At 75.3% G+C, this 24,734-nt stretch carries 16 protein-coding genes and 1 riboswitch; of the genes, 14 read left to right on the forward strand and 2 right to left on the reverse strand.

Annotated features, from left to right (window positions below; genetic code table 11):
- Positions 1 to 6: 6 nt before the first annotated feature.
- The 4 genes from LZ495_RS09705 (at position 7) to LZ495_RS09720 (ending at position 3,538) form a co-directional block, all read left to right on the forward strand.
- Positions 7 to 483, forward strand: coding sequence for a GNAT family N-acetyltransferase (locus LZ495_RS09705; protein ID WP_235051635.1), 477 nt, complete (start codon positions 7 to 9; stop codon positions 481 to 483).
- Between the two features lie 441 nt (positions 484 to 924).
- Positions 925 to 1,986 carry a methionine ABC transporter ATP-binding protein gene (locus tag LZ495_RS09710; RefSeq protein WP_235051636.1) on the forward strand — a complete coding sequence of 354 codons (1,062 nt, stop codon included), beginning with the start codon at positions 925 to 927 and terminating at the stop codon, positions 1,984 to 1,986.
- A 1-nt stretch (position 1,987) separates the two neighbouring features.
- Positions 1,988 to 2,659, forward strand: coding sequence for a methionine ABC transporter permease (locus LZ495_RS09715; protein ID WP_235051637.1), 672 nt, complete (start codon positions 1,988 to 1,990; stop codon positions 2,657 to 2,659).
- A gap of 75 nt (positions 2,660 to 2,734) precedes the next feature.
- Positions 2,735 to 3,538, forward strand: a complete 804-nt coding sequence (locus LZ495_RS09720; protein WP_235051638.1) for a MetQ/NlpA family ABC transporter substrate-binding protein — start codon at positions 2,735 to 2,737, stop codon at positions 3,536 to 3,538.
- 137 nt (positions 3,539 to 3,675) lie between these two features.
- Here the strand turns inward: LZ495_RS09720 and LZ495_RS09725 are convergent, their stop codons facing one another.
- A complete protein-coding gene (locus LZ495_RS09725; protein WP_235051639.1) occupies positions 3,676 to 4,446 on the reverse strand; it encodes a class I SAM-dependent methyltransferase in 771 nt (256 codons plus the stop codon).
- A 98-nt stretch (positions 4,447 to 4,544) separates the two neighbouring features.
- Positions 4,545 to 5,507: an alpha/beta hydrolase gene (locus LZ495_RS09730; RefSeq protein WP_235051640.1), complete on the reverse strand. Its 963-nt coding sequence runs from the start codon at positions 5,505 to 5,507 to the stop codon at positions 4,545 to 4,547.
- 176 nt (positions 5,508 to 5,683) lie between these two features.
- A riboswitch (cobalamin riboswitch) is annotated at positions 5,684 to 5,802 on the forward strand.
- 123 nt (positions 5,803 to 5,925) lie between these two features.
- On the opposite strand from LZ495_RS09730, the gene LZ495_RS09735 reads away from it, so the two are divergent.
- The 10 genes from LZ495_RS09735 to LZ495_RS09780 all read left to right on the forward strand — a co-directional run bounded on the left by LZ495_RS09735 (position 5,926) and on the right by LZ495_RS09780 (position 24,592).
- A complete protein-coding gene (locus LZ495_RS09735) occupies positions 5,926 to 8,022 on the forward strand; it encodes a putative cobaltochelatase (RefSeq protein ID WP_235051641.1) in 2,097 nt (698 codons plus the stop codon).
- A gap of 135 nt (positions 8,023 to 8,157) precedes the next feature.
- Positions 8,158 to 8,769, forward strand: coding sequence for a cob(I)yrinic acid a,c-diamide adenosyltransferase (gene cobO, locus LZ495_RS09740; RefSeq protein WP_235051642.1), 612 nt, complete (start codon positions 8,158 to 8,160; stop codon positions 8,767 to 8,769).
- Positions 8,763 to 10,364: a cobyrinic acid a,c-diamide synthase CobB gene (locus tag LZ495_RS09745; RefSeq protein ID WP_235051643.1), complete on the forward strand. Its 1,602-nt coding sequence runs from the start codon at positions 8,763 to 8,765 to the stop codon at positions 10,362 to 10,364. Before cobO ends, LZ495_RS09745 begins: the two co-directional genes overlap by 7 nt.
- A 212-nt stretch (positions 10,365 to 10,576) precedes the next feature.
- Positions 10,577 to 11,791 carry a precorrin-6y C5,15-methyltransferase (decarboxylating) subunit CbiE gene (gene cbiE, locus LZ495_RS09750; RefSeq protein ID WP_235051644.1) on the forward strand — a complete coding sequence of 405 codons (1,215 nt, stop codon included), beginning with the start codon at positions 10,577 to 10,579 and terminating at the stop codon, positions 11,789 to 11,791.
- Positions 11,792 to 11,793: 2 nt separating this feature from the next.
- Positions 11,794 to 12,228, forward strand: a complete 435-nt coding sequence (locus LZ495_RS09755) for a cobalamin biosynthesis protein (protein ID WP_235051645.1) — start codon at positions 11,794 to 11,796, stop codon at positions 12,226 to 12,228.
- Between the two features lie 70 nt (positions 12,229 to 12,298).
- Complete coding sequence (gene cobC, locus LZ495_RS09760) at positions 12,299 to 13,498, forward strand: Rv2231c family histidinol phosphate aminotransferase CobC (RefSeq protein WP_235051646.1); 1,200 nt, start codon at positions 12,299 to 12,301, stop codon at positions 13,496 to 13,498.
- Positions 13,499 to 13,532: 34 nt separating this feature from the next.
- Positions 13,533 to 20,804, forward strand: coding sequence for a nicotinate-nucleotide--dimethylbenzimidazole phosphoribosyltransferase (gene cobT, locus LZ495_RS45430; protein ID WP_235051647.1), 7,272 nt, complete (start codon positions 13,533 to 13,535; stop codon positions 20,802 to 20,804).
- A 134-nt stretch (positions 20,805 to 20,938) separates the two neighbouring features.
- Positions 20,939 to 22,186: a uroporphyrinogen-III C-methyltransferase gene (cobA, locus tag LZ495_RS09770; protein WP_235051648.1), complete on the forward strand. Its 1,248-nt coding sequence runs from the start codon at positions 20,939 to 20,941 to the stop codon at positions 22,184 to 22,186.
- A gap of 190 nt (positions 22,187 to 22,376) precedes the next feature.
- Positions 22,377 to 23,777 carry a uracil-xanthine permease family protein gene (locus tag LZ495_RS09775; protein WP_235051649.1) on the forward strand — a complete coding sequence of 467 codons (1,401 nt, stop codon included), beginning with the start codon at positions 22,377 to 22,379 and terminating at the stop codon, positions 23,775 to 23,777.
- Positions 23,774 to 24,592, forward strand: coding sequence for a TrmH family RNA methyltransferase (locus tag LZ495_RS09780; protein ID WP_235051650.1), 819 nt, complete (start codon positions 23,774 to 23,776; stop codon positions 24,590 to 24,592). Before LZ495_RS09775 ends, LZ495_RS09780 begins: the two co-directional genes overlap by 4 nt.
- The last annotated feature ends 142 nt before the right edge of the window (positions 24,593 to 24,734 follow it).

A 24,734-nucleotide genomic window follows, 5' to 3' on the forward strand; every position in this document is an offset into this window, starting at 1 on the left:
TACCGGATGGGGCAGAACGTACGGGTCGACACGGCTGACGTAGCCGATGCCGAACAGATCCTGAAGTTGCAGTACCTCTGCTACCAGGGCGAGGCAGCCCTGTACAACGACTACGGCCTTGCGGCGCTCACCCAGTCGCTCGACAGCCTGAAGGCCGAGTTCGCCACCCACACCGTGCTGGTCGCGCGGCTCGGCGACGAGGTCGTCGGGTCGGTCCGCGGCGTGGTCGAGGACGGCGTGGCGCGCATCGGGCGGCTGATCGTGCACCCGCGCCTGCAGGGCCACGGCCTCGGTACGCGGCTGCTCAACGCGGTCGAGGACCGGCTGGCGCATGCCGAGTCGTTCGAGCTGTTCACCGGCCACCGCAGCGAGGACAACCTGCGGCTGTACGCCCGCCTCGGGTACGCGGAGGCCCGCGTGGAGCGGGTCGGCCCGCGGCTCAGCCTGGTCTACCTCACCAAGGCCACCACCCTCGCGGCCTGACGCGCAGACTGACTCGGGCCCGACTCGGGCTGCCCGGCAGTCCCGGCGAAGCCGCGGCCTCCCTCGACCGCGCTCCGCACCCGGCCTGTTCATACCTTGGAAACAACTTCAAAAGACCCCGGCGACCTGCGAAGTCATGGTCGTCGGGGTCTTTTGCATCCGTTCACATTTCCCAGACCGATGTTTGTCTGATTTAATCGTCACCATGTTCATCACGGCACACATGCGCGCAGTCGAGGCCATCGCCCCGACTCGCTGCTGTATGCGCCGAATGTGTCGAATGTGCGGCTGCTGAGGCCCTGAGCCCAGCGACCGGTTGAGCGCCCACCTGTCCGGCGCCCCGGCCCGTTCGAACACTCCCCGCCCGCCCGTCCGGCGACGCCTGCCCTGAGCGAACCTCACGGCACGCCGCCGCGGTCCCCGAGCAACCTGGAATCCACGGTGATCCGTACCCACGCCTTGACCAAGGTGTTCCGCACCCGCGACCGCGAGGTGACCGCCCTCGACGACGTCAGCCTGCACGTCCCGGAAGGCGAGATCTTCGGCGTGCTGGGCCGCAGCGGCGCCGGCAAGAGCACCCTGATCCGCACCGTCAACCTCCTGGAGCGCCCCACCTCGGGCACCGTCGAGGTCGGCGGCCGCGAGCTCACCGCGCTCTCGGCCCGCGAGCTGCGCGCCGAGCGGCTGCGCATCGGCATGATCTTCCAGCACTTCAACCTGCTGAGCGGCCGCGACGTCGCGGGCAACATCGCGGTCCCGCTGGAGATCGCCGGCGTGGGCCGCGCCGAGCGCACCCGCAAGGTCGCCGAACTGCTCGACCTGGTCGGCCTCGGGCAGCACGCCAAGGCGTACCCCGCCCAGCTGTCCGGCGGCCAGAAGCAGCGCGTCGGCATCGCCCGCGCGCTGGCCAACGACCCGCGCGTGCTGCTGTGCGACGAGGCCACCTCGGCGCTCGACCCGGAGACCACCCGGTCGATCCTCGACCTGCTGCGCGAGCTGCGCGCCTCGCTCGGCCTGACGATCCTGCTGATCACCCACGAGATGGACGTGGTCAAGAGCATCTGCGACTCGGCCGCACTCATGGAGGCGGGCCGCGTCGTGGAGTCCGGCACCGTCACCGACCTGCTGGCCCGCCCCGACTCGCGGCTGGCCCGGGACATGTTCCCGCTCGGCCTGCCCGCGCCCAGCACCGGCACCACGATCCTGGACATCACCTTCCGGGGCGCCGAGACCGCGCACCCCTTCGTGTCCACGCTGGCCCGCACCTACAACGTCGACGTCAACATCCTCGGCGCCGCGGTCGAGACGCTCGCCGGCCGCCAGGTCGGCCGCATGCGGATCGCGCTGGACGGCTCGTTCGAGGACAACGTCGTGCCGATCGGCTACCTGCGCGAGCAGGGCCTGCAGGTCGACGTGCTGGACGCGTACGACTCCGGCTTCGCCCCGGCCGCGCTGCCCGCGCAGCTCCCCGACGCCGTCCCGACCCTGGTGAAGGAGGCCTGACATGCCCTGGGACGAACTGCGCCCGCTGCTGTGGACCGCTCTCCAGGAGACCTTCACGATGGTCGGCTGGACGATGCTGCTGACCGTCGCGATCGGCCTGCCGCTCGGCATCCTGCTGGTGCTGACCGACAAGGGCGGCCTGCTCGCGGTGCCGCCGGTCAACAAGGTGCTCGGCTTCGTGGTCAACGTCGGCCGGTCCTTCCCCTTCCTGATCCTGCTGGTCGCCCTCATCCCGTTCACCCGCTGGGTGATGGGGCTGTTCGGCCAGGCCACCGCGATCGGCACCGACGCGATGGTGGTCCCGCTCACCGTCGCCGCCGTCCCGTTCTTCGCCCGCCTGGTGGAGACCTCGGTGCGCGAGGTGGACCGCGGCCTGGTCGAGGCCGCGCAGGCGATGGGCGCCTCGGTGCCCGTCATCGTGCGCAAGGTCCTGGTCCGGGAGGCGCTGCCGTCGCTCGTCTCGGGCCTGACGGTGACCGTCATCGCGGTCGTCGGCTACTCCGCCTTCGCCGGGGTCATCGGCGCCGGCGGGCTCGGCGACCTCGCAATCCGCTACGGCTACAAGAACTTCGACGACCGGACGATGCTCGTGACCGTCGTCGTCCTGATCGTCATCGTGCAGGCGGTCCAGCTGGTCGGCGACTTCGTGTCGCGCCGGCTGAGCCACCGCTGATGACCCGCCGGTCCGCCCCCGGACCGGCGCCGCATCACCGCTGAAACACCCACCCAAGAAGGAAAGGCACTCTTCGTGCGCAAGATCATTTCTCTCGCGGCGGTCGGAACCCTGGCGCTGGGCCTCGCGGCCTGCAGCAGCGACGACTCCAAGTCCTCCGACACGCTGAAGGTGGGCGCCTCCGCGGTGCCGCACGCCGAGATCCTCGAGTACATCCAGAAGAACCTGGCCGACAAGGAAGGCCTGAAGCTCGACGTCAAGGTCTTCGACGACTACTCGCTGCAGAACCCGGCGCTGGTCGACGGCAGCATCGACGCCAACTTCTTCCAGCACAAGCCGTACCTGGACAAGTACAACGCGGAGAACAAGAAGGACCTGGTCCCGGTCGGCCCCGTGCACCTGGAGCCGCTCGGCCTGTACTCGAAGAAGAACAAGGCCGTCGCCGAGATCAAGGACGGCGCGACCATCTCCTTCCCGAACGACGCCACCAACGGCGGCCGCGCGCTCAAGCTGCTCGCCGACAACGGGCTGATCAAGCTCAAGGACGGCGTCGGCGTCAACGCCACCGAGAAGGACGTCGCCGAGAACCCGAAGAACCTCAAGTTCAAGGCACTCGACGCGGAGCAGCTGCCGCGCACCCTGGACGACGTGGACGCCTCCGTCATCAACGGCAACTACGCGCTGCAGGCCAAGCTGACCGCCAAGGACGCGCTGGTGCTGGAGAAGGCCGAGGGCAACCCGTACGCCAACGTCCTCGTGGTCAAGAAGGGCCAGGAGAAGGACGAGAAGGTGCAGAAGCTGCAGAAGCTCCTGAACTCGCCCGAGGTGAAGAAGTTCATCGAGGACAAGTACCAGGGCTCGGTGCTGCCGGCCTTCTAAGCGGTACGGCGCGCCTGGCGTGCCGATGCCCTTGCCCTGACGTACAGGTGGCGCGGATGTGCGAACCGGCCGGACCCGAAACGGGTCCGGCCGGTTCTGCGTCGCCCGTCGCCCGTCGCCCGTCGCCGCGCGGCTGTTCAGGCGGTCCGCGCGGTCCAGTACACGTCGGTCACATAAGGCAGTTCGACCCGCTCCTGCCCGCGCGTCTCCGGATGCGCGTCCAGGACGTCCTCGACCTCGCGCCGCACCCGCGCCTGCTCGTCCGCGTCCAGGCAGGCGATGTGGCTGCTGGAGAGCATCCGGTCGATCACCCCGCCGCGCGAGACCCGCTGCGGGTTGGGGAAGTGGCGTTCGCGGATCCGGCCCCATCCCGGCCGCGCCTCCAGGCGCGTGCGCCATGTGCCGTCCTGGTGCGACGGCAGCCCTGCGGGTGCGCGCCGGAAGTAGATGTCCTGGTAGTCGCGCACCCACGGCACCGTCGCGTCATACGTGTTCCACACCAGGCCGAGTCCGCCGCCCGGCGCCAGGACGCGTTCGACCTCGCCCTGCGCCGCCTCGCCGTCGAACCAGTGCCAGGCCTGCGCGGCGATCACCGCATGCGCCGACCCCGCGGCCAGGCCGGTGCGCTCCGCGGTCCCGTCCGCGACGGTCACCGAGGGCAGCAGCTCCGCGAGCCGGCCGCGCATCGCGGCCACCGGCTCCACCGCCACCACACGGGCCCCGGTCAGCGCCAGCAGCCGGGTGAACAGGCCCGTGCCGGCGCCCAGGTCCACCACGGTCCGGCCGGCCGCCAGGCCGAAGGCGTCGGTGAGTTCGGCCAGTACCGGCAACGGGTAGGACGGGCGCGCCCGTTCGTAGACGCCGACGGCGCGCGTGTACCCGGTCCTCGCGACCTCGTGAGCCCCCACGCGCCGACGCTAGCAGCCCGAACGCACCCATAGCCGCAGGTCGGACGGATTTCGCGCAGTGTTCCGCGCCCGTTGACCCGAACGGGCGGACGCCCTTGCTACGCGGGCAGGTACGCGCCGATCCACCGCGCGAGTTCGGCGAACACCTCGGTGCGCGCGGCAAGCGGGGACAGCACCAGATCGTGCATGCCGCCCTCGATCCGCACCACCGTCACATGCCGCCCCAGGCGCGGTGCGAGCATCGCGATGCGCTCCGCGTCCAGCACCGCGTCCGCCCGGTGCAGGCCCTCGTGCCACAGCCGGCCGTCCACGCTCGCCGCCGACGACATGGCCAGCACCGGGACATCGATGCCGAGCCCGGCCGCGACCGCCCGGTGCCCGCGGTGCACTGCGGCCACCCACCCGGCATACGCGGGCACTCCTTCGATGGCCTTCCACGCCGGGTCGAACACCCACTCGCCGTGGTGGTCGCGGTGCAGGCTCTGCCCGTAGCCGCCGCCCAGGCCGCCCGGAACCGGGCGGCGCGCCACGTGCCGGCGGGCCGCGTTCACCGCGCGCACGCCCACGGTCCGGGTGGCCAGCGGCGCGTTCAGGTCGAGGAACGCGCTGTTGAGGAACAGCCCGTCGACCACGCCGCGGCCCGCCCGGTGGTGCGCCCACAGCGCGGCGGTCAGGCCGCCGGTGGAGTGCCCGTTGACCAACAGGGTCGTGTGCCCGTCCACTTCGCGGACCACCCGGGCCGCGAGGTCCAACTCCTCGGCATACCGGCCGAGATCGTCGACATAGCCGGGCGTCCGGTGCGGCCGGATCGAGCGCCCGTACGAACGCAGGTCCAGCGCATAGAAGTCGAAGCCGAGCGCGGTGTAGAAGTCCGCCAGGCCGGTCTGGAAGAAGTAGTCGTTGAAGCCGTGCACATACAGGACCGCCCGCCGCGCGGGCTCCGCCGCGCGGCGCCGGACGAGGGTCGCCACGGCCTCGCCCTCGGCGTCGTCCCGCAGCGCGAGCGTGGCGGCCTCGTAGCCGTCGCCGAGGACGTCGGGCTGGTACGCAAGGTCTTCCATACCGGCAGTCTGCCACCGCGGCACCGCCCGCCCGCCGCGCTGCCCATGCGTGTCGGCGCAGGTGGGAGCAGGTCGGGACGTCGGCCCCCGCCCCGGCGGAGCCTTGGTCCCGGCGGCCCGGAGCAGGTCGCCGCGCTCGGGCGCGGGTGTGAGAGGCTGTCGGCCGACAGCAGGGGAGGAATCCGGTGCGAAGCCGGAGCGGTCCCGCCACTGTGACCGGAAAGCCGCCCTCGGGCGGGCCGCGCCGTTCGGCGCGGACCCGCGGAGGGCATGAGCTTCCCGGGAGCCAGACACTTCCGGCTGTCCGGGACCGCGCCGCGGGCCCGCCACCTACCAGGGCGTGGACACCCGAGGGAGGCCGACAGTCGATGTCGCCGTGCATACCGTGCTGTTCCGGGACCGCCGTGCAGGTCCGCCGATGAGCGCCGGCTACCCGTTCTCCGCGATCGTCGGACTCGCCGACCTGCGCCTCGCCCTCCTGCTCAACGCCGTCTCGCCCGGCGTCGGCGGCGTGCTCGTGCGCGGCGAGAAGGGCACCGCCAAGTCGACCATGGTCCGGGCGCTCGCCGCGCTGCTGCCGGACACCGCCGCGGTCTCCGGCTGCCGCTTCTCCTGCGACCCGGCCGCCCCCGACCCGGCCTGCCCGGACGGCCCGCACGACGCCGCGGCGCCCGGCGAGACCCGGCGCGCCCGGCTCGTCGAACTCCCGGTCGGCGCCACCGAGGACCGCCTGGTCGGCTCGCTCGACCTGGAACGCGCGCTGGCCGAAGGCGTCAAGGCGTACGAGCCCGGCCTGCTCGCCGCCGCACACCGCGGACTGCTGTACGTCGACGAGGTCAACCTGCTGCACGATCACCTCGTCGACCTGCTCCTCGACGCCGCCGCGATGGGCACCGCGCACGTCGAACGCGAAGGCGTCTCGGTCCGGCACGCGGCCCGCTTCCTGCTGGTCGGCACCATGAACCCGGAAGAAGGGGAGCTGCGCCCGCAGTTGCTCGACCGGTTCGGCCTGACCGTCGAGGTCGCGGCCAGCCGCGAACCGCGCGAACGCGCCGAAGTGGTCCGGCGCAGGCTTGCGTACGAGGCCGACCCGGACGGTTTCGCGGCGCGCTGGGCGGAGCACGACGCGGCGCTGGCGCTGCGCATCGAGGCGGCCCGCGCGCTGCTCCCGGACGTCGTGCTGCCGGACGCCGAACTGGAGCGCGTGGCCCGGGTATGCGCCGCATTCGAGGTGGACGGACTGCGCGCCGACCTGGTCACCGCGCGCACCGCGATCGCGCTGGCCGCGTGGCACGGGCGTACCGAGGTCGAGGCGTCCGACGTACGCCAGGCCGCACAACTGGCCTTGCCGCACCGGCGCCGCCGCAACCCCTTCGATGCCCCCGGTCTCGACCAGGACAAACTGGACGAAGCGCTGCGCGACGAGCCCGAGCCCGACCTGCCGGACGACCCGGACCCGGATCCCGAACCCGACGGCCCGGACGGTTCCGGCGGATCCGACCGGCCTGACGGACCCGGCGGGCCCGGCGGACCCGACCAGGACGGCCCGGGCGGGGGCGGTCCGGGAGGCGGCCCCGCGCCGCAGGAGACCGCGCCCCCCGAGCCGCCGCGCAACGCGTCCTCGGATGCTCCGGCCGCCGAACAGCCGCCGCCGGCAAGGGAGTCCACTGCCGCCGCGGCCGCCCCCGAGCAGCCCGCGGTGGCCGCCTCGGAACCGTTCCGGGCCCGGCTGCTCGCGGTCCCCGGCCTCGGCCAGGGCGCCGCCGGCCGCCGCTCGCGCGCCGAGACCGGCACCGGCCGCACCACCGGCGACCGCCGCCCGTCCGGCCCGGTGGCCCGCCTGCACCTGGTCGGCACGGTGCGCGCGGCCGCGCCGCACCAGGCCGCCCGCGGCCGCCGCGGTCCCGGGCTGGTGCTGCGCCGCGACGACGTGCGCGAAGCGGTCCGCGAAGGCCGCGAGGGCAACCTCGTCCTGTTCGTCGTCGACGCGTCCGGGTCGATGGCCGCCCGGGCCCGGATGCGCACCGTCAAAGGCGCGGTGCTCTCTCTCCTGCTCGACGCCTACCAGCGGCGCGACAAGGTCGGCCTGGTGACGTTCCGCGGCGCGGGCGCCGAACTCGCGCTCCCGCCCACGTCGTCCGTCGAGGCCGGCGCGGCCCGCCTCGCCGCACTCCCGACCGGCGGCCGGACGCCGCTCGCCGCCGGACTGCTGCGCGCCCACGAGGCTCTGCGGGTCGAGCACCTGCGCGACCCGCGCCGCCGCCCGCTGCTCGTGGTCGTGACCGACGGGCGCGCCACGCACGGCCCCGACCCCCTCGGAGCTGCGCGCCGCGCCGCGGGCCTGCTGGCCGCGGCCGGCAACGCGTCGGTGGTCGTGGACTGCGAGAGCGGCCCGGTCCGCCTCGGGCTCGCCGCACGGCTCGCCGCGGACCTCGGCGGCCCGGTCCTCGGCCTCGCCGACCTCGCCGCGGACGGCCTGGCCGGCCTGGTCCGCGACCTCCGCGCCGCGGGGTGAGCGACGGGACCACCCCGCCCGCACCGCCCCGCCCGTACCGACCGCCCGCACCGACCGGCCCGGCGCGCCGGCCCGGCTGCGCCGCGCCGGCCGGCCCGCCGATCCCGTCACCTGTCCGTTCATGAGGAGGCGACCATGCCGCAAGGCAAACCCGAACACGTCCCCGCCGACGGGCTGACCACGCGTCAGCGCCGCAACCGGCCGCTGGTCATGGTGCACACCGGCCCCGGCAAGGGGAAGTCCACCGCGGCCTTCGGGCTCGCCCTGCGGGCCTGGAACCAGGGCTGGCCCGTCGGGGTGTTCCAGTTCGTCAAGTCCGCCAAGTGGAAGGTCGGCGAGGAGAACGTCCTGCGCACGCTCGGCCGCGTGCACGACGAGACCGGCGAGGGCGGTCCCGTCGCGTGGCACAAGATGGGCGAAGGCTGGTCGTGGATCCAGCGCGGATCGGACGCCGACCACGCCGCGGACGCCGCCGAGGGCTGGGCGCAGATCAAGCGCGACCTGGCCGCCGAGGCGTACCGCTTCTACGTCCTCGACGAGTTCACCTATCCCATGAAGTGGGGCTGGGTGGACGTCGCCGACGTCATCGAGACGCTGACCTCGCGGCCGGGGCAGCAGCACGTGGTGATCACCGGGCGCGATGCGCACCCCGATCTGGTCGCGTACGCCGACCTCGTCACCGAGATGACCAAGGTGAAGCACCCGATGGACGCCGGGCAGAAGGGCCAGAAAGGCATCGAATGGTGACATTGCGCATCCCGCGCCTTGTCGTCGCTGCACCCGCGTCCGGCCAGGGCAAGACCACCGTGGCGACCGGCCTCATGGCCGCCCTCGCCGCACGCGGCCTGGCGGTGTCGCCGCACAAGGTCGGCCCCGATTACATCGACCCCGGCTACCACGCCCTGGCGTGCGGCCGCCCGGGGCGCAACCTCGACCCGTTCCTGGTCGGCGAGGAGCGCATCGCGCCGCTGTTCGCCCACGGGGCGCGCGGCGCCGACGTCGCCGTCGTCGAGGGCGTCATGGGCCTGTTCGACGGGGCCGCCGGGCGCGGCGGGTTCGCCTCGACCGCGCACGTCGCCCGGCTCCTCGGCGCACCGGTGGTCCTGGTCGTGGACGCCCGGTCGCAAGGCCGCTCGGTGGCCGCCCTGGTGCACGGATTCGCGACCTTCCAGCCCGGGCTGCGCCCGGCCGGGATCATCCTCAACCGGGTCGGCACGGAGCGCCACGAGGCGATCCTCCGCGAAGCGCTGGAACCGCTCGGCATCCCGGTGCTCGGCGTGATCGGCCGGCACGACGCGATCGCCAAGCCGTCCCGGCACCTCGGCCTGGTACCGGTCGCCGAACGCCATGCCGACGCGGTGGCCACCGTCGACGCGCTCGGCGAACTCGTCGGCCGGGCCGTGGACCTGGACGCCGTACTGGCGATCGCGCGCGGCGCGGGACCGCTGGACGCGGTGCCCTGGGATCCCGCCGACGAAATCCGCATGGCCCGGGGCAACGCGGCCGCCGGGCCGCCGGCCGGGCAGGTCGGGGCTTCTGCCGCGGCACTGTCCGGCGCGCCGCGGAATGCGCAGAGCCGCGAGGCCGGAGGCGCTGCCGCCGCGTCGTCCGGCGCGTCGCCGGGCGGAGACCGCCGCGCGGCCGACGGTGCCCGCCCCCGGATCGCGCTGGCCGGCGGCGCTGCCTTCACGTTCGGGTATGCCGAGACCACCGAACTCCTCGCTGCCGCGGGGGCCGAGGTCGTGACCGTGGATCCGCTGCGCGACGAAGATCTCCCCGAGGGGACATCCGGGCTGGTGCTCGGCGGCGGCTTCCCCGAGGTCTATGCGGCCGAGTTGTCCGCCAACAGCGCCTTGCGCGCCGCAGTCGCGGACTTCGCGGCGCGCGGGGGAGCGGTCGCGGCCGAATGCGCCGGGCTGCTGTACCTGGCGCGTTCGCTCGACGGCAGCCCGATGTGCGGGGTCCTCGACGCCGAGGCGCGCATGACCGAGCGGCTGACGCTCGGCTACCGCGAGGCGACCGCGGCCGCCGATTCGGTGCTCTCCACCACGGGAACGCCGGTGCGCGGGCACGAGTTCCACCGCACCGCGGTGACGCCCAGGGCCGGCCGGACCGCCGCCTGGAACTGGCCGGGGGCGGCACCCGGCGAGGCGCGCAGCGAGCCACCCGGGGCGGAGACTTGCGACAGTTTCGGCCGCACGGTCCCGGCACCCGATCCCGGCGCCGCACGGCACACCGAAGGGTTCATCGCGGGGCGCGTGCACGCCTCGTACCTGCACACGCACTGGGCCGGAAACCCGGGCGCGGCAAGGCGGTTCGCGGCACACTGCGGCCTGCGGTGACCGGTCCGCCCGGTGCGCCGGCGCGTCCCGAGATGCGCGGTGGACCCGTCGGGCGGCATGATCGGGCCGCGCAGTCGACGACGTGTCGGGAACCTCATGCGGTCCCGCACACGTCGTGGCGGGTGAGATCGTGCGGCTGCGCGCCGCGGATGCCGGATCCCGGTGCCGCGGCGGCACCGCGGAACAGGCGACAGGACGGACGGGCAGGGCGTATGGCGGACCGGGTGACGGTCATCGGGTGGGACGGCGCACCGCTGTCCGCCGCGGCGCGGACCGCGTTGGGGTCGGCGACCCTGGTGGCGGGCGGTGCCCGGCACCTTGATGCGGTGCCGCTGCCGGACGGCGCCGAGCGCGTGGTCATGGGCAACGTGCACGTGGCGGCGCGCCGCATCAGCGAGCACCGGGGGAGCGCCGTCGTGGTGGCCTCCGGCGACCCCGGCTTCTTCGGGATCGTCCGCATACTGCGGCGGCCGGAATACGGCCTCGAACTCGAGATCGTGCCCGCCGTCTCGTCGGTCGCGCACGCGTTCGCCCGCGCCGCCATGCCCTGGGACGACGCGAAGGTGGTCAGCGCGCACGGCCGCGAACTGCGCCGCGCGGTCAACGTGTGCCGGGCGTACGGCAAGGTCGCGGTCCTGACCGGGCCCGGCTCGGGACCCGCCGAACTCGGCCTGATGCTGCGCGACGTGCCGCGCACGTTCGTGGTCTGCGAGAACCTCGGCACCGACCAGGAAGAGGTCACCATGCTGGCCGCCGACATGGCGGCCGACCGCACCTGGTCCGACCCGAACGTGGTGATCGTGGTCGGCCCGAACCCGGTCACCTCGGCACCCGCCGGCTGGATCGCCGGGCAGCGCCCGACGTTCCCCGGGCCGGTGCGCGGCTGGGGACTTCCGGACGACGCGTACGACAGCGCCGGGGCGGCCGTGACGCGCGCCGACGTGCGGGCCGCGGCACTCGCCCGGCTCGGCCCGCGCCCCGGCGACCTGGTGTGGGACATCGGCGCGGGCAGCGGCGCGCTGAGCGTCGAGGCGGCCCGGCACGGCGCCGCGGTGATCGCGGTGGACCGCGACCCGGTCGGCTGCGAGCACATCCAGGCCAATGCCGCGCGCTACGGCGTCGAGGTGCAGGTGGTGGCCGGTACCGCGCCCGACACGCTGTCCCGACTGCCCGACCCGGACACGGTGTTCATCGGCGGCGGCGGCCTCGAAGTGGTCGCGGCCTGCGCGGCCCGGCGGCCGGAACGCGTGGTCACCGCGCTCAAGGCCCTGGAGTCGGTGGGCGCCGTGCACCACGCGCTGACCGGTGCCGGGTACGAGGTGTCCGGCACGCTGCTCCAGTCCTCGCGCCTGGTGCCGGCCGGCGGGCAGGCGCACCGCCTGGCGCCCGACGAACCGGTGTTCGTGCTGTGGGGCGAACGCTTGTGACGATGCGCCTGGCCGTCGGGGTGGGGGCGTCGCGCGGCGCACCGGCGGCCGAGGTCGAGGAGACCTTGCGCACCGCGTTGGCCGCCGCCGGGTTGCCCTGGGACGCCGTGGCGGTGGTGGCCAGCGCGGCCGCCAAGCGCGGCGAGCCGGCCGTGCGGGAACTTGCCGAACGGCTCGGCGCCGAGCTGCTGTGGCTGTCCGCCGAGCAGCTGGCCGGGCAGCCGGTCCCCAATCCGTCCGCCGCGGTGGAGGCCGCGGTCGGCACCCCGAGCGTCGCCGAGGCCGCGGCCCTCGCGGCGTTCCCGGACGGAGAGCTCGTGATTGCGAAAACGCGCAGCAACCGCCGGCCATCTATGTGCACGATTGCCGTTGCACGCCATCGGGTTGGTGGGAATAGCGACACGAACGACCGAAAGCGAGCGGTCATCGTTCGGTGAATCGATCAGAGGGGGCAGGGTTGTGATCATTCCGTCGACCCCGCCGACCCGGACCGGCATAGTCACCAGCATGATGGACGCCGACGGCACGACGGCGGACCGCACGACGCAGGGCAGGGGCACGGACACACCGCATATGCGCACCACCGAACCCGAGGCAAGCTCGACCGACGGCACCATCGACGGCACCGCTGAAGGCACCACCGACGGCCGCACCGACGACGGCACCGAGGGCACCGACGGCACCATCGATCTGCGCCACCACGGCGACCGCGAAGTCGGCCCCGGACTCGTCGACCTCGCCGTCAACGTCCGCGGCAGCGCCCCGCCCGCCTGGCTCGCCGCCCGCCTCGCCGACAGCCTCACGCGCCTCGCCGCCTACCCGGACGCCGCCGACGCGCGCGCCGCGGTCGCCGCCCGGCACCGGCGGCCGGTCGGCGAAGTACTGCTCACCGCGGGTGCCGCCGAGGCGTTCGTGCTGCTCGCCCGCACCCTGAAGCCGCGTCACGCGGTGGTCGTGCACCCGCAGTTCACCGAACCGGAGGCCGCGCTGCGAGCCGCCGGGCATACTGTGCACCGGGTCCTCCTCGCGGAACGGGAGGGCTTCGGCCTGGACCCGGCACGCATCCCGGAGGAGGCCGACCTCGTGGTGATCGGCAACCCCACCAACCCGACGTCCGTCCTGCACCGCGCCGGGACGCTCGCCGCCCTGGCCCGGCCCGGGCGCGTCCTCGTGGTCGACGAGGCGTTCGCCGACACCGTCCCGGGTGAACCCGAAAGCCTTGCCGAACGACGCGACGTCGAAGGCCTCGTCGTCGTGCGCAGCCTCACCAAGACCTGGGCGCTCGCCGGACTCCGCATCGGCTACCTGCTCGCCCCCTCCGACCTGGTACGACGCTGCGCCGAGGCGCAGCCGCTGTGGTCGGTCTCGACCCCGGCCCTGGTCGCCGCGGAGGCCTGCAGCGGCCCCGACGCCGTGGCGCACGCCGAGGCTTCGGCCGTTACGCTCGCGACAGACCGGGCGTACTTGGTCGAAAGACTGCGTGCGATACCCGGGGTCCGGCTCCCCGTCGAACCCCGCTCCTCGTTCGTGCTCGCGCACGTCGAGAACGGCCTGGCGGTCCGCGAACTCCTGCGTGCGCAGGGCTTCGCGGTCCGGCGGGCCGACACCTTTCCGGGCCTCGGCCCGGACTGGCTCCGGATAGCGGTACGGGACCGTGCCACGACAGAGGCCTTCGCGGCTGCACTAGAGGGAGTGTTGACATCGTGAGCGAGCGACGCGGCGTGCGAAGCGAGGTGCGGGCATGAGTCAGCCCGACGAGCTGCGTCCCGCTCAAGGGCCGCACGGCGGACCCGGCGAGCCGGGGCACCCCGGCACGCCCGGACCGGCGTACGCGTACCCCGGCGTCGACGACCTCGATGACCTGGACGACCTGGACGACGACGATGCGCTGCTGATGCCCGGACCGCAGGGCGGTTGGGCCGAGGCACCCGCCGAGTCCGGGCAGTACGCCGCGCAGAACGGCCCCGTGCCGGGGGTCGGCCCCGGCATGCCTCCCGGTCCCGGTCAGGCGGCCGGGCCGGGCGCGGCAGTGCATCCGCACCCGAACCCGAACCTGAACCTGCATGTGGACCCGAACGCAGGCCTCGGTGGACGGGCCTCGGCCGGGCTCGGTCCCGTGCCGCCGGTCGCGATGCACGACACCGCGCGGCTCAGCCCGATCCCCGCGGAAGGTCCTTTCCCCGGCGCCCCGGTGGCGCCGCAGGGGACCGGTGCGCCCGGATTCCCCGGGGCGGACCCGCACGCGAGCGCGCCGGCGACCCCGAACCCGAACCTGAACCCGAATGCGGTTCCGGCGGCGGACCCGGGGAGTGGTGCGCAACGCGTCGCGGGGCGGGGCTTCGGCCCGGTGGTCCCGGCCGGTGCGACTCACCCCGGTCCCCACGTGCCCGGCGCCGCCGGTGTCCCGGGGCATGCGAACCCGGCTCAGGGCGGCGTGCCGCAGGCGGCCGGCTACCCCGCCGCGGCTCCGCAGGGCGGCTTCGCCGGAGACCCCGCCACGGGGCAACAGCCGGTGCCGGCCGACGCGTTCCCGGGTGCTCCCATGCCCGGTCCGATCGGCGGCCACGCCGGACCCGCCGGTACGCCCGAGGGCATGCAGCCGGCGGCAGCGGGCGGCGCGGCCCGCGGTCCGGTCCCCGGGTACGAGGTCCCCGGGGAGCCGCACAACGAGCCCCTCAGCGTGCAGTTCCACGCCCAACAGCCGGGCGCGGCACAGGGCATGGCCCCGGGGGCCGCCGGTGCGCCGGGTACGCCGATCGTGCCCGTCATGCCGCAGGACGTCCCTGGTGCGGGCGGCGAGGCAATGCCTCCGCAGCCGGGGGCTCCGCTCGGCGGTGCTGCGCCGGCCGGCAACGGTCCGGCCTCCGGACCGGTCCGCTCGCTCGCCGACCGCATGTCGGCCGCGGCCGCCGCGCCGGTCCCCGCGTCGGGCCTCACCCCCGCTCAGCCGGTGCAGGCGGCACAGCCCGTCCAGCCCGTCCAGCCGGTCCAACCCGGCCAGAGTGCAGCGGTGCCCGCCGGAGCCGGCCCCGTTCCGCCAGCCGGGCTTGCGCCCGCCGGCCAGGAGCCGGGATCCGCACCGGTGTTCGCGGTCCCCGGGACGGGACCGGCCGGAGGCGTGCCGCACCCGCCGGTGCCGGACTCCGGTGCCGCTCCGGCCGCGCTGCCGCAGCAGGCTGCGGACTCGCAGCCTGTGCAGGCCGGTCAGGGCCCGCAGACCGGCCTGGACGTGCCGCCGTCGGGCGTGCGCCCCGGCACCGCGGTGCCGGGCGCGGCACCCGCGGCGGAGATCCGCATCCCGGGCCAGTCCGGCCAGATCGCCGCGGTCCCCGCGCCCGCGAGCGATGCGTCCGCGCCGGTGCAACTGCCGCAGCAGCCCTCGGGAACGGGGCACTCGCAGCAGGTCCAGGCGATGACCGGCGGGCCGCTCCCGCAGACGTCTCGCACCACCCTGCCGCCGCGGCGCCAGCGCCGCGTGGGCCGCGGCCCGGCCTCCGCGCAGTACCAGGCGGTCGCACCCGGCACCCCGGGTGCCCCGGGTGCCGGCACCACCGCACCGACGGTGCCGCAGCCCGCGACCGCGCCGGCGCAGGCCGCGCCGCCGAACGCAACTCCGGTTCCTGCCGCGCCCGACGAAGCAGCAGGGGGCGGCACGGCGCAGAACACCGCCGCCGGGCAGGCTGCGGCTGCGCCCGATGCGGCAGTTGCTGCACCGTCTCCTGCGGCTGCGCCCGCGCCGGGCCCGGCTGCACCTGGTGAATCAGCTGGTGCACCGTCGGCCGCGGGTGCGCCCGCAGCCGGTCCCGCCTCGGCTCCGAGCACGCCCGCACCCGGTGCAGCCGTCGCCGGACGGCCCGCTGCGGGTGCGCCCGCGGCCGGTCCCGCGGCTGCTCCGGGCACGGAATCCGCTGCTCCGCAGGCCGGTTCGGACGTACCGCGGATTCCGCCGCCGCCCGCCGGCCCCCTCCCCGCGGGCGACGCGGGGCAGCCCGCCGACCCTGCGGCGGCCGCCGCGCCCACGCGGCGCATGCGTACCGCCGCGTTCGCGGACCCGGACGCAGCGCCCCGACGCGGCGTGCGGACCCGCAACCTGCGGGCGCAGCCCGCGGGTGAGGAAGCACCCGGCGCCGAGAACACGGAAGCCCGGTCCGCGACGGTTCCGGTCGCCGCGGCCGAGCAGCCCGCCGCAACGGCCGTGCCCGGCCAGGCGGCTGCCGACGAAACCGGTGCGGCTGCCGCGGACCGCACGCGCGGCACCCGGGTCCGCCCGCGGGTCCGGGCGCGCCACGTCCCGCCCGGCGCACCTCCGGTGCCGATCGGCGAGACCGCCGGTGCACAGGCGCAGGACGCTCCGGCGCACGACCCGGGCGCGCAGGCGGTCGGGGGAGGCACCGAGGGCGCGAACACGCAGGCGGGCGCGGATGCTTCGGCACCGCAGATCCCCGACGCGGGTACGGCCGGAGCCGCGGCCGTCGGCCCGGCGAACGCACAGCCCGGGAACCCGGGTTCCGCCGTTGCAGCAGGGGCGCCGAGTGCGGCGGCCACGGCTGCCGGCGGAGCGGGGACCGCGCAGACTCAGGACGCAGAGGCGCAGGTTGCTGCGGCCGCGACCCCGGGCGCCACGGGCGCGGCAAACCAGCAGCCCGCTGCGCCGGGTGTCCCCGTGCCGGTGGCCGACGCGGCGAACGGACAACCCGGAGGACCGGGTTCCGTCGCTGTCGCGGGCTCGCCGGGTGCGGCTGCCGATGGTGCCGGTACCGCGCAGACCCAGGACGCAGTGGCGCAGGCTGCTGCGGCCGCCACCGCGGGCGCCGCAGGCGCGAACCCGCACGCGGATGCAGGTGCTTCCGCCTCGCAGGCCCCCGGCGTGGGCGCGGCGAACGAACAGCCCGGGGATCCGCGTTCCGCTGCCGACGCGCAGGCTCAGGACGCGCAAGCTGCTGCGGCCACCGCCCCGGTCGCTTCCGGGGCCGACCCGCACGCGAGCGCTTCGGCACCGCAGGCCCCCGGCGCGGGTACGGCCGATGCGGCGAACGGGCAGCCCGGGACTTTGGGTTCTGCCGCTGTCGCAGGCTCGCCGGGTGCGGCTGCCGGTGGTGCGGGGACCGCGCAGGCTCAGGACGCGGTGGCGCAAGCTGCTGCGACCGGCCCCGCCGGTGTGTCGCCCACGGGAGCGGTCGCGACCACGAATGAGCAGGCTGGTGACGCGAGTTCGGCAGTCGCGGGGACTGGTGGCGTCGCTGCCACTGGTGCGCCTGCTGCCGGGCAGCCGACCGTCGAGGGCGCTGGTGCGGAGCCTGGTGCTCAGGCCCTGCCCGGTTCTCACGCGACGGTGGCCGGTGGCGGCGTTGCTGCTGCCGGTGTGCCCGCCGCAGGGCAGTCGTCCGGTGGCGGCGCGGTGCCGGGGGCTCAGACTGTGCCCGGGGGCGCTGCCGCCGTGGCCGGTGGCGGAGTTGCGGGTGCGCCCGCAGGTCAGCCGGCCGATGCCGGTGCCGTGCCCGGGGCTCAGGCCATGCCGGGATCCGCTGCCCCTGTGGTCGGTGGCGGCGCTGCTGCCGGCGTGTCCGCGGCCGCACCCGGGTCCAGTGCCGCGGCGACCGGGGATGGCACCGCCGCCTCTGATGCTGCTGCCGGTTCGCCCGCTGCCGGGCCGTCGCCCGTCGCGGGTGCCGGTGCGGCGCCCGAGGCTCAGGCTGTGGCCGGGGCCACTGCGGTGGCGGCCAGTGGCGGCGTCGCTGGTGCCGGTGTGCCCGCCGCAGGTCAGCCGTCCGGTGGCGGTGCCGTGCCTGGGGCCCAGGCCGTGCCCGGCTCCGCTGCCGCGGGGACCGACGGCGCTGCCGCCGGTGCGCCCGCAGGGCAGCCGTCCGGTGCTGGTGTCGTGCCCGAGGCTCAGGCCATGCCCGAGTCTGCTGCTGCCGGGCAGCCGCCCGTCGTGCCGGGGGCCCAGGCCGTGCCCGGGGCAACTGCGGTGGTGGCTGGTGGCGGCGTTGCTGCTGCCGGCGTGCCTGCCGCAGGGCAGCCGTCCGGTGCCGGTGCCGTGCCGGGGGCTCAGGCTGCGCCCGGCTCCGCTTCCTCGGTGGCCGGGGGCGGCGTTTCTGCGCCTGCTGCCGGGCAGCCGTCTGCCGCGGCGCCCGGCCTGCCCGACCCTGGTCCTGTCGGTCCGCCGGCTCCCTCGCACCGGGTGGCTCGGCGCGCCCGGTCCGCGGCCGCGGCAGCCGCCGCGGCGGCGCAGCGGGGCGCGGGGGCGGGCGTGCCGGTCCAAGGCACCCCGCAGCCCGGTGCTCCGGCTGCCGGCGGTCCGAACCCGGCGGGAACGCTGCCCGGTTCCCCGGCTGCCGCAGCCCCGAACCAGGCCCAGCCCGCGGCTGCTGCTGCACACGCGGCGGCGGCCGTGCCGGGTGTGCCGGTTGCGGGCGCTCCGCAGCCCGGTGGGCCGAACACGGCCGGAGCGGCGGCTGGTTCTCCGGCTGTCCCCGCTCAGGCCGCGACCGGTGCGCCGGTCCCCGGCACCCCGCAGACCGGCGCCCCTGCCGAATCGCCCGCGGCTGCCCAGGCAGCCGCTCCGGGCGACGGCGACGCCCCGACCGGCCCGCAGCCCGCCCAGGGGGCCCCGGAGGCCCAGGCCGCCGCAGGTGCCGCGAACCAGTCCGGAACCGCTGCCCGGCCGGGCTCGGCCGCCCAGGCGGCAGCCGCCCCGGCCGCGGCCGGCGGCCCGGCAGGGCGTAGCGTTCCCGGGACGGACCGGGGCGCCGCCCGGCGGGCCCGGCAGGCCGGGGCCGTCCCCGGCCCGGTGCCCGCCCCGGCGGCCGAGGGCGCTGCGGGGACCCCGGTGGTCCCGATTGCGGCGACACCGGCGGCCGGCACCGCGCCCGTATCCGCATCCGCTCCCGTACACCAGGGACCGATTCCCGTCCCGCCCGTGGCCCCGGCCCCGGGCGCGGAACCGGTCCCGGCAGGTGCCGCAGCCCTGGCAGGTCCCGGCGCCGGCACCGGCACGACAGGCAAGGACGACGTGACCGAGAACCCGGCGAATCCGGCGACCCCGGCAGCCCCGGAGGACGCAACCACCCCGCAGGCTCCCGGCGGCACGCCGCAGGCCGTTCCGGACGAGGTGCCGCCCGGCACAGGGACCCGCCGCCGTGTCGTGCCGCCCGGTGCGCCTGCACCCGGCGAGTCCGTCCCCGCCGCGGCGGCCACCGCACCCGGCGCACCCGCGGCCACCGGGGCCCCCGGGGACGGCGAACCCGCCGCCCAGGCCGCCGACGCCCCCGAAGGCGAAGCCGCCCCCGGGTACGCCGACGCCGACCGCGAGGCCGTGCACCGCGTCATGCGCGAGCGCCGCGACGTGCGGAGCGGCTTCCGCTCCGACCCCGTCCCGGACGACGTGCTGATCCGGGTCCTGGAGGCCGCGCACCACGCGCCGAGCGTGGGCTACTCGCAGCCCTGGGACTTCGTGGTGATCCGCTCCGCGGAGACCCGGGCCGGGGTGCAGCAGCTCGCCGCCCGGCAGCGCGAGGCGTACGCCGCGTCGCTGCCCAAGGCCCGCGCCAAGCAGTTCCTGGGCATCAAGACCGAGGCGATCCTGGAGACGCCGGTCAACATCGTGGTGACCGTCGACTCCACGCGCGGCGGCCGGCACACCCTGGGCCGCCAGACCCAGCCGCAGATGGGCCCGTACTCCAGCGCGCTCGCGGTGGAGAACCTGTGGCTCGCGGCCCGCGCCGAGGGGCTCGGGGTCGGCTGGGTGAGCTTCTTCGACGAGCGCGAGCTCTGCGCGGCCCTCGGCCTGCCCGAGCACCTGGAGATCGTCGCGTACCTGTGCGTCGGGTACGTCGACGCCTTCCCCGAGGAGCCGGAGCTCGCGCAGTCCGGCTGGGCCAAGCAGCGCCCGCTGTCCTGGGTGGTGCACGAGGAGGAGTACGGGCGGCGCGGCCTGCCCGGCGAGGAGCCGATCCGGCTGCTCGACGAGACCGTCCGCTCGGTGCGCCCGCTGGACGCCAAGGCGCTCAGCGCGGCCTGGGACCGGCACAAGGTCATGACCAAGCCCGCCGGCTCGCTGGGCGTGCTGGAGATGATCTCGGCGCAGCTGGCCGGGCTGGCCCGGGTCTGCCCGCCGCCGGTGCCCGAGCCGGCCGCGGTCGCGGTGTTCGCCGCGGACCACGGGGTGCACGCGCAGGGCGTGTCGCCGTGGCCGCAGGAGGTCACCGCGCAGATGGTGCACAACTTCCTGGCCGGCGGTGCGGTGGTCAACGCCTTCGCCCGGCAGGTCGGCGTCGAGGTGTGCGTGGTGGACGTCGGCGTGGCCGGCGAACTCCCGGTCGCCGCGGGCCTGCTGCCGCGCAAGGTGCGGCCCGGCACGGCCGACATGACGCAGGGCCCGGCGATGACCCGCGAGGAGGTCATGCGGGCCATAGAGGTCGGCATCGAGACCGCCCGCGACCTGGTCACGGCCGGCAACCGCTGCCTGCTCACCGGCGACATGGGCATCGCGAACACGACCGCCTCGGCGGCCCTGATCGCGGTGTTCACCGGTACCGACGTCGCCGAGGTGACGGGCCGCGGCACCGGCATCGACGACGTCACGCACGACCGCAAGGTCCAGGTGATCCGGGCCGCGCTCGCCAAGCACGCGCCGGACCCGGAGGACCCGATCGGGGTGCTCGCCGCGGTCGGCGGCCTCGAGCACGCCGCACTCGCCGGGTTCATCATCGGGGCCGCCGCGCTGCGCACCCCGGTGGTCCTGGACGGGGTCATCGCGGGCGCCGCCGCACTGGCCGCGCACCGCATCGCGCCGGACGCGCTGGCCGCCTGCGTGGCCGGGCACCGCTCGGCCGAGCCCGGCCACGCGGCCGCGCTCGCCAAGCTGGGCCTGCGCCCGCTGGTCGAGCTGGAGCTGCGGCTCGGCGAGGGGACCGGGGCGGTCCTGGCCCTCCCCCTGGTGCAGAGCGCGGCCCGCGTGATGCACGATGTGGCTACGTTCGACTCCGCCGGAGTCAGCGGCAAGACGGGCTGAACCGACCCCCGCGCGGCGGCGCGGCCGTGGCAGCACCCCTGCCGGGGTACTGCGTCCTGCGGCCGCCCGGCCGGATCTGCACCGATCCGGGTCGATCCGGGTTCCGACGGAAACGGATAGCGAGAAAGAGCGCCATGTCCCCGAAGTACGACGACGTCCCCGCCTACCCCGCAGGCCTGCGCCTGGCCGGGCGCAAGGTCGTGATGGTGGGGGCCGGCACGGTCGCCCGCCGCAGACTGGCCGGCCTGGTCGACGCGAAGGCCGATGTGCTCGTGGTGGCCCCCGCCGCGACTCCGTCCGTCGAGGCCATGGCCGACGACGGCGAACTGACCTGGGCGCGCCGCGGGTACGAGCCGGCCGACCTGGACGGCGCCTGGTACGTGATCGCGGCCACCGACGACCCCGCGGTCAACGCCGCGGTGGAGGCCGACGCCGAGGCCCGCCGGATCTTCTGCGTGCGCTCCGACGACGCCTCGCAGGCCAGCGCGTGGACGCCCGCCTCGGGCCGGCACGACGGCCTGCAGGTCGCGGTGCTCGCGGGCGGCGACCCGCGGCGCGCCGCGGCGATCCGGGACCGGATCCTCGAGGAGCTGCGCGAGGGCACCCTGGGCGCCGCGCACTTCCGGGCCAAGAAGGCCGGTGTCGCGCTGGTCGGCGGCGGCCCGGGCGACCCCGACCTGATCACCGTGCGCGGCCGCCGGCTGCTCGCCGAGGCGGACGTGGTGATCACCGACCGCCTCGGGCCCCGGGCGCTCCTCGACGAGCTGCCGTCGGACGTCGAGGTCATCGACGCCGCGAAGATCCCCTACGGCCGCGCGATGGCCCAGGAGGCCATCAACAACGAGATCATCAAGCACGCCTCGGCGGGCAAGTTCGTGGTCCGCCTCAAGGGCGGCGACAACTACGTCTTCGGCCGCGGCTTCGAAGAGGCCATCGCGTGCGCCGAGGCAGGCCTGGCGGTCGAGGTCGTGCCCGGCATCACGAGCGCCATCTCGGTGCCCGCACTGGCCGGGATCCCGGTCACCCACCGCGGCGTCGCGCACGAGTTCACCGTGGTCTCCGGCCACGTCGCCCCGGACGACCCGGCCTCGCTCACCGACTGGTCCGCGCTGGCCCGGCTGCACGGCACGCTCGTGCTGCTGATGGCGATGGAACGTCTCGGCAAGATCGCCGACGCGCTGATCCGGCACGGCCGCGACGCCGCCACCCCGGTCGCGGTGATCCAGGAGGGCACCATGGCCACCCAGCGGACGCTGCACAGCACGCTCGGCGAGGTCGCCGAGGCGGTCCGCACCGAGGGCCTGCGGCCGCCCGCGATCGTGGTCATCGGCGACGTCGTCGCGGTCGGCGACCGCATCCGGCCGCGCGGCACGCAGGACTGATACCGCGACGAAGGACCGGCCGCACGCGAGCGCGGCCGGTCCTTCCGCATGATCGCGACCGGTAGCGTATGGCCCGGCAAAAGCGCGGGGACCGCGCGGTCGGACAAGAGCGCGGGGACCGCGCGGTTGGGAAAAGGCGCGGGGACCGCGCGGTTCGGCGGCGCTGCGGCGCCCGGCAAGGAGCAGGCACATGGCGCGCGGCGGCCTCGGATGGAAGCTGTACGGGGACGGCGGCACCCCGGGGCCCGGCGAAGTGGTCCCGCCCGACGAGCGGTTGTCCTGGGGGAGGACCGCGGGCCTTGGCGCGCAGCACGTCGTGGCGATGTTCGGCGCGACGTTCGTGGCCCCGGTCCTCATGGGCCTGGACCCGAACCTCGCGGTCATGCTGTCCGGCATCGCGACGGTCCTGTTCCTGCTGATCACGCGCGGCAAGGTGCCCAGCTACCTGGGATCGAGCCTGTCCTTCGTGGGCGTCGCGGCGTCCATCAAGGCGGCCGGCGGCAGCGTCGCCACGGTCACCGGCGCGATGCTCGTGGTCGGCGCGGTGCTGCTGGTGGCCGGCCTCGTGGTGACCGCCCTCGGCGCGAAGATCGTGCATGCGGTGCTGCCGCCCGTCGTCACCGGCGCGGTCGTCATGATCATCGGGTTCAACCTGGCCCCTGTGGTGGCCCGGACGTACTGGCCGCAGGACCAGTGGATCGCCCTGCTGACCATGGCCTTCACGATGGCCGCGATGGTCGTCGTCCGCGGATTCTGGTCGCGCATCGCGGTGTTCCTCGGCCTGGTGTTCGGCTACGCGATGTCGTGGGTGTTCGACCGCGTCTTCGGGCAGATCGACTCGGCGACCGCATCCGGCGAGACCACCAGCCACTACCGGGTCGACTTCTCCGGCGTGGAGTCGGCCGACTGGTTCGGCCTCCCGTCCCTGCACGCCCCGGACTTCAAGCTCTCCGCGGTCCTGCTCGCGCTGCCCGTCGTCATCGCGCTCATCGCGGAGAACGCCGGGCACGTCAAGGCGGTCGCCGAGATGACCGGCGACGACCTGGACCCCGAACTGGGCCGGGCCATCGCCGCGGACGGCGCCGCGTCCGTGCTCTCCACCGCGGTCGGCGGCCCCGCCACCACCACGTACGCGGAGAACATCGGCGTCATGGCGGCCACCCGCGTCTACTCCACCGCCGCCTACTTCGCCGCGGCCGGCTTCGCCATCATGTGCGGACTGTGCCCGAAGTTCGGCGCCATCGTGGCGGCCACCCCGGGCGGCGTGCTGGGCGGCATCACCGTCGTCCTCTACGGCATGATCGGCCTGCTCGGCGCCAAGATCTGGGCCGAGAACAAGGTCGACCTCGGCAACCCGCTCAACCTGGTCCCGGTCGCGGCCGGCGTCATCATCGGCATCGGCAACGTCTCGCTGGAGTTCACCGACGACTTCAAGCTGGACGGCATCCCGCTCGGCACCATCGTCACCATTGCCGGCTACCACCTGCTGCGGCTGTTCGCGCCGCCGCACCTCAAGACCGGACCCGCGCCGCTCGACGCCTCCATGCCGGGCGGCGAAGGCGGGCCGAAGACCGCGAAGGACCGCGCGTGACCGCGACCGTACGCATCGAGGACCCGGCCGACCCGCGGCTGGCCGACTACACCGACCTCACCGACGTCGAACTCCGGCGCCGCCGCGAGCCCGCCGAAGGCCTGTTCATGGCCGAGGGCGAGAAGGTCATCCGGCGCGCCCTGGAGGCCGGCTACCCGCTGCGCTCCATGCTGCTCACCGACCGCTGGCTCGACGTGATGGCCGACGTCGCCGAGGCCGCCGACGGCCCGGTGTACGTCGCGTCGCCCGAGCTCGTCGAGCAGGTCACCGGCTACCACGTGCACCGCGGCGCACTCGCCTCCATGCAGCGCAAACCGCTCCCGGACCCGGCCGGACTCCTGGCCGGGGCGCGGCGCGTGGCGATCCTGGAAGCGGTCAACGACCACACCAACATCGGCGCGATCTTCCGCGGCGCGGCGGCGCTTGGCATGGACGCCGTCCTGCTCTCCCCGGACTGCGCCGACCCGCTCTACCGGCGCTCGGTCAAGGTCGCCATGGGCGCGGTGTTCTCGGTTCCGTACGCCCGCCTCGCGCCCTGGCCGCGCGCCCTGGAGACGGTCCGCGAAGCAGGCCTGACCGTACTCGCCATGACCCCGGCCGAAGAAGCCGTGCCGCTGCACGAACTCCCGCCCGCCGACCTGGAACGCTGCGCCGTCATGCTCGGCGCCGAGGGCCCCGGGCTGACCCGCAAGGCCCTCGACGCGGCCGACCGGCTGGTCCGCATCCCCATGTCGCACGGCGTCGACTCGCTCAACGTCGGAGCCGCGGCCGCGGTGGCGTTCTACGCGGTCGGCTACGGGCACGCGGCACACTGAGGACGCCCGCCGGAACCCGCCGCACCGGGCCGCTCGTCCCGGCGACCGGGACCAAGGTCCCGAGGGCGCGCCCGGTCGGCATGGCACAATCGGAGCAGTTGTCCGCCGCCCGGTGGGTCACCAGGACCCGGGCCGCACAGCT

Source organism: Yinghuangia soli, assembly GCF_021502675.1.
Classification (GTDB): domain Bacteria; phylum Actinomycetota; class Actinomycetes; order Streptomycetales; family Streptomycetaceae; genus Yinghuangia; species Yinghuangia soli.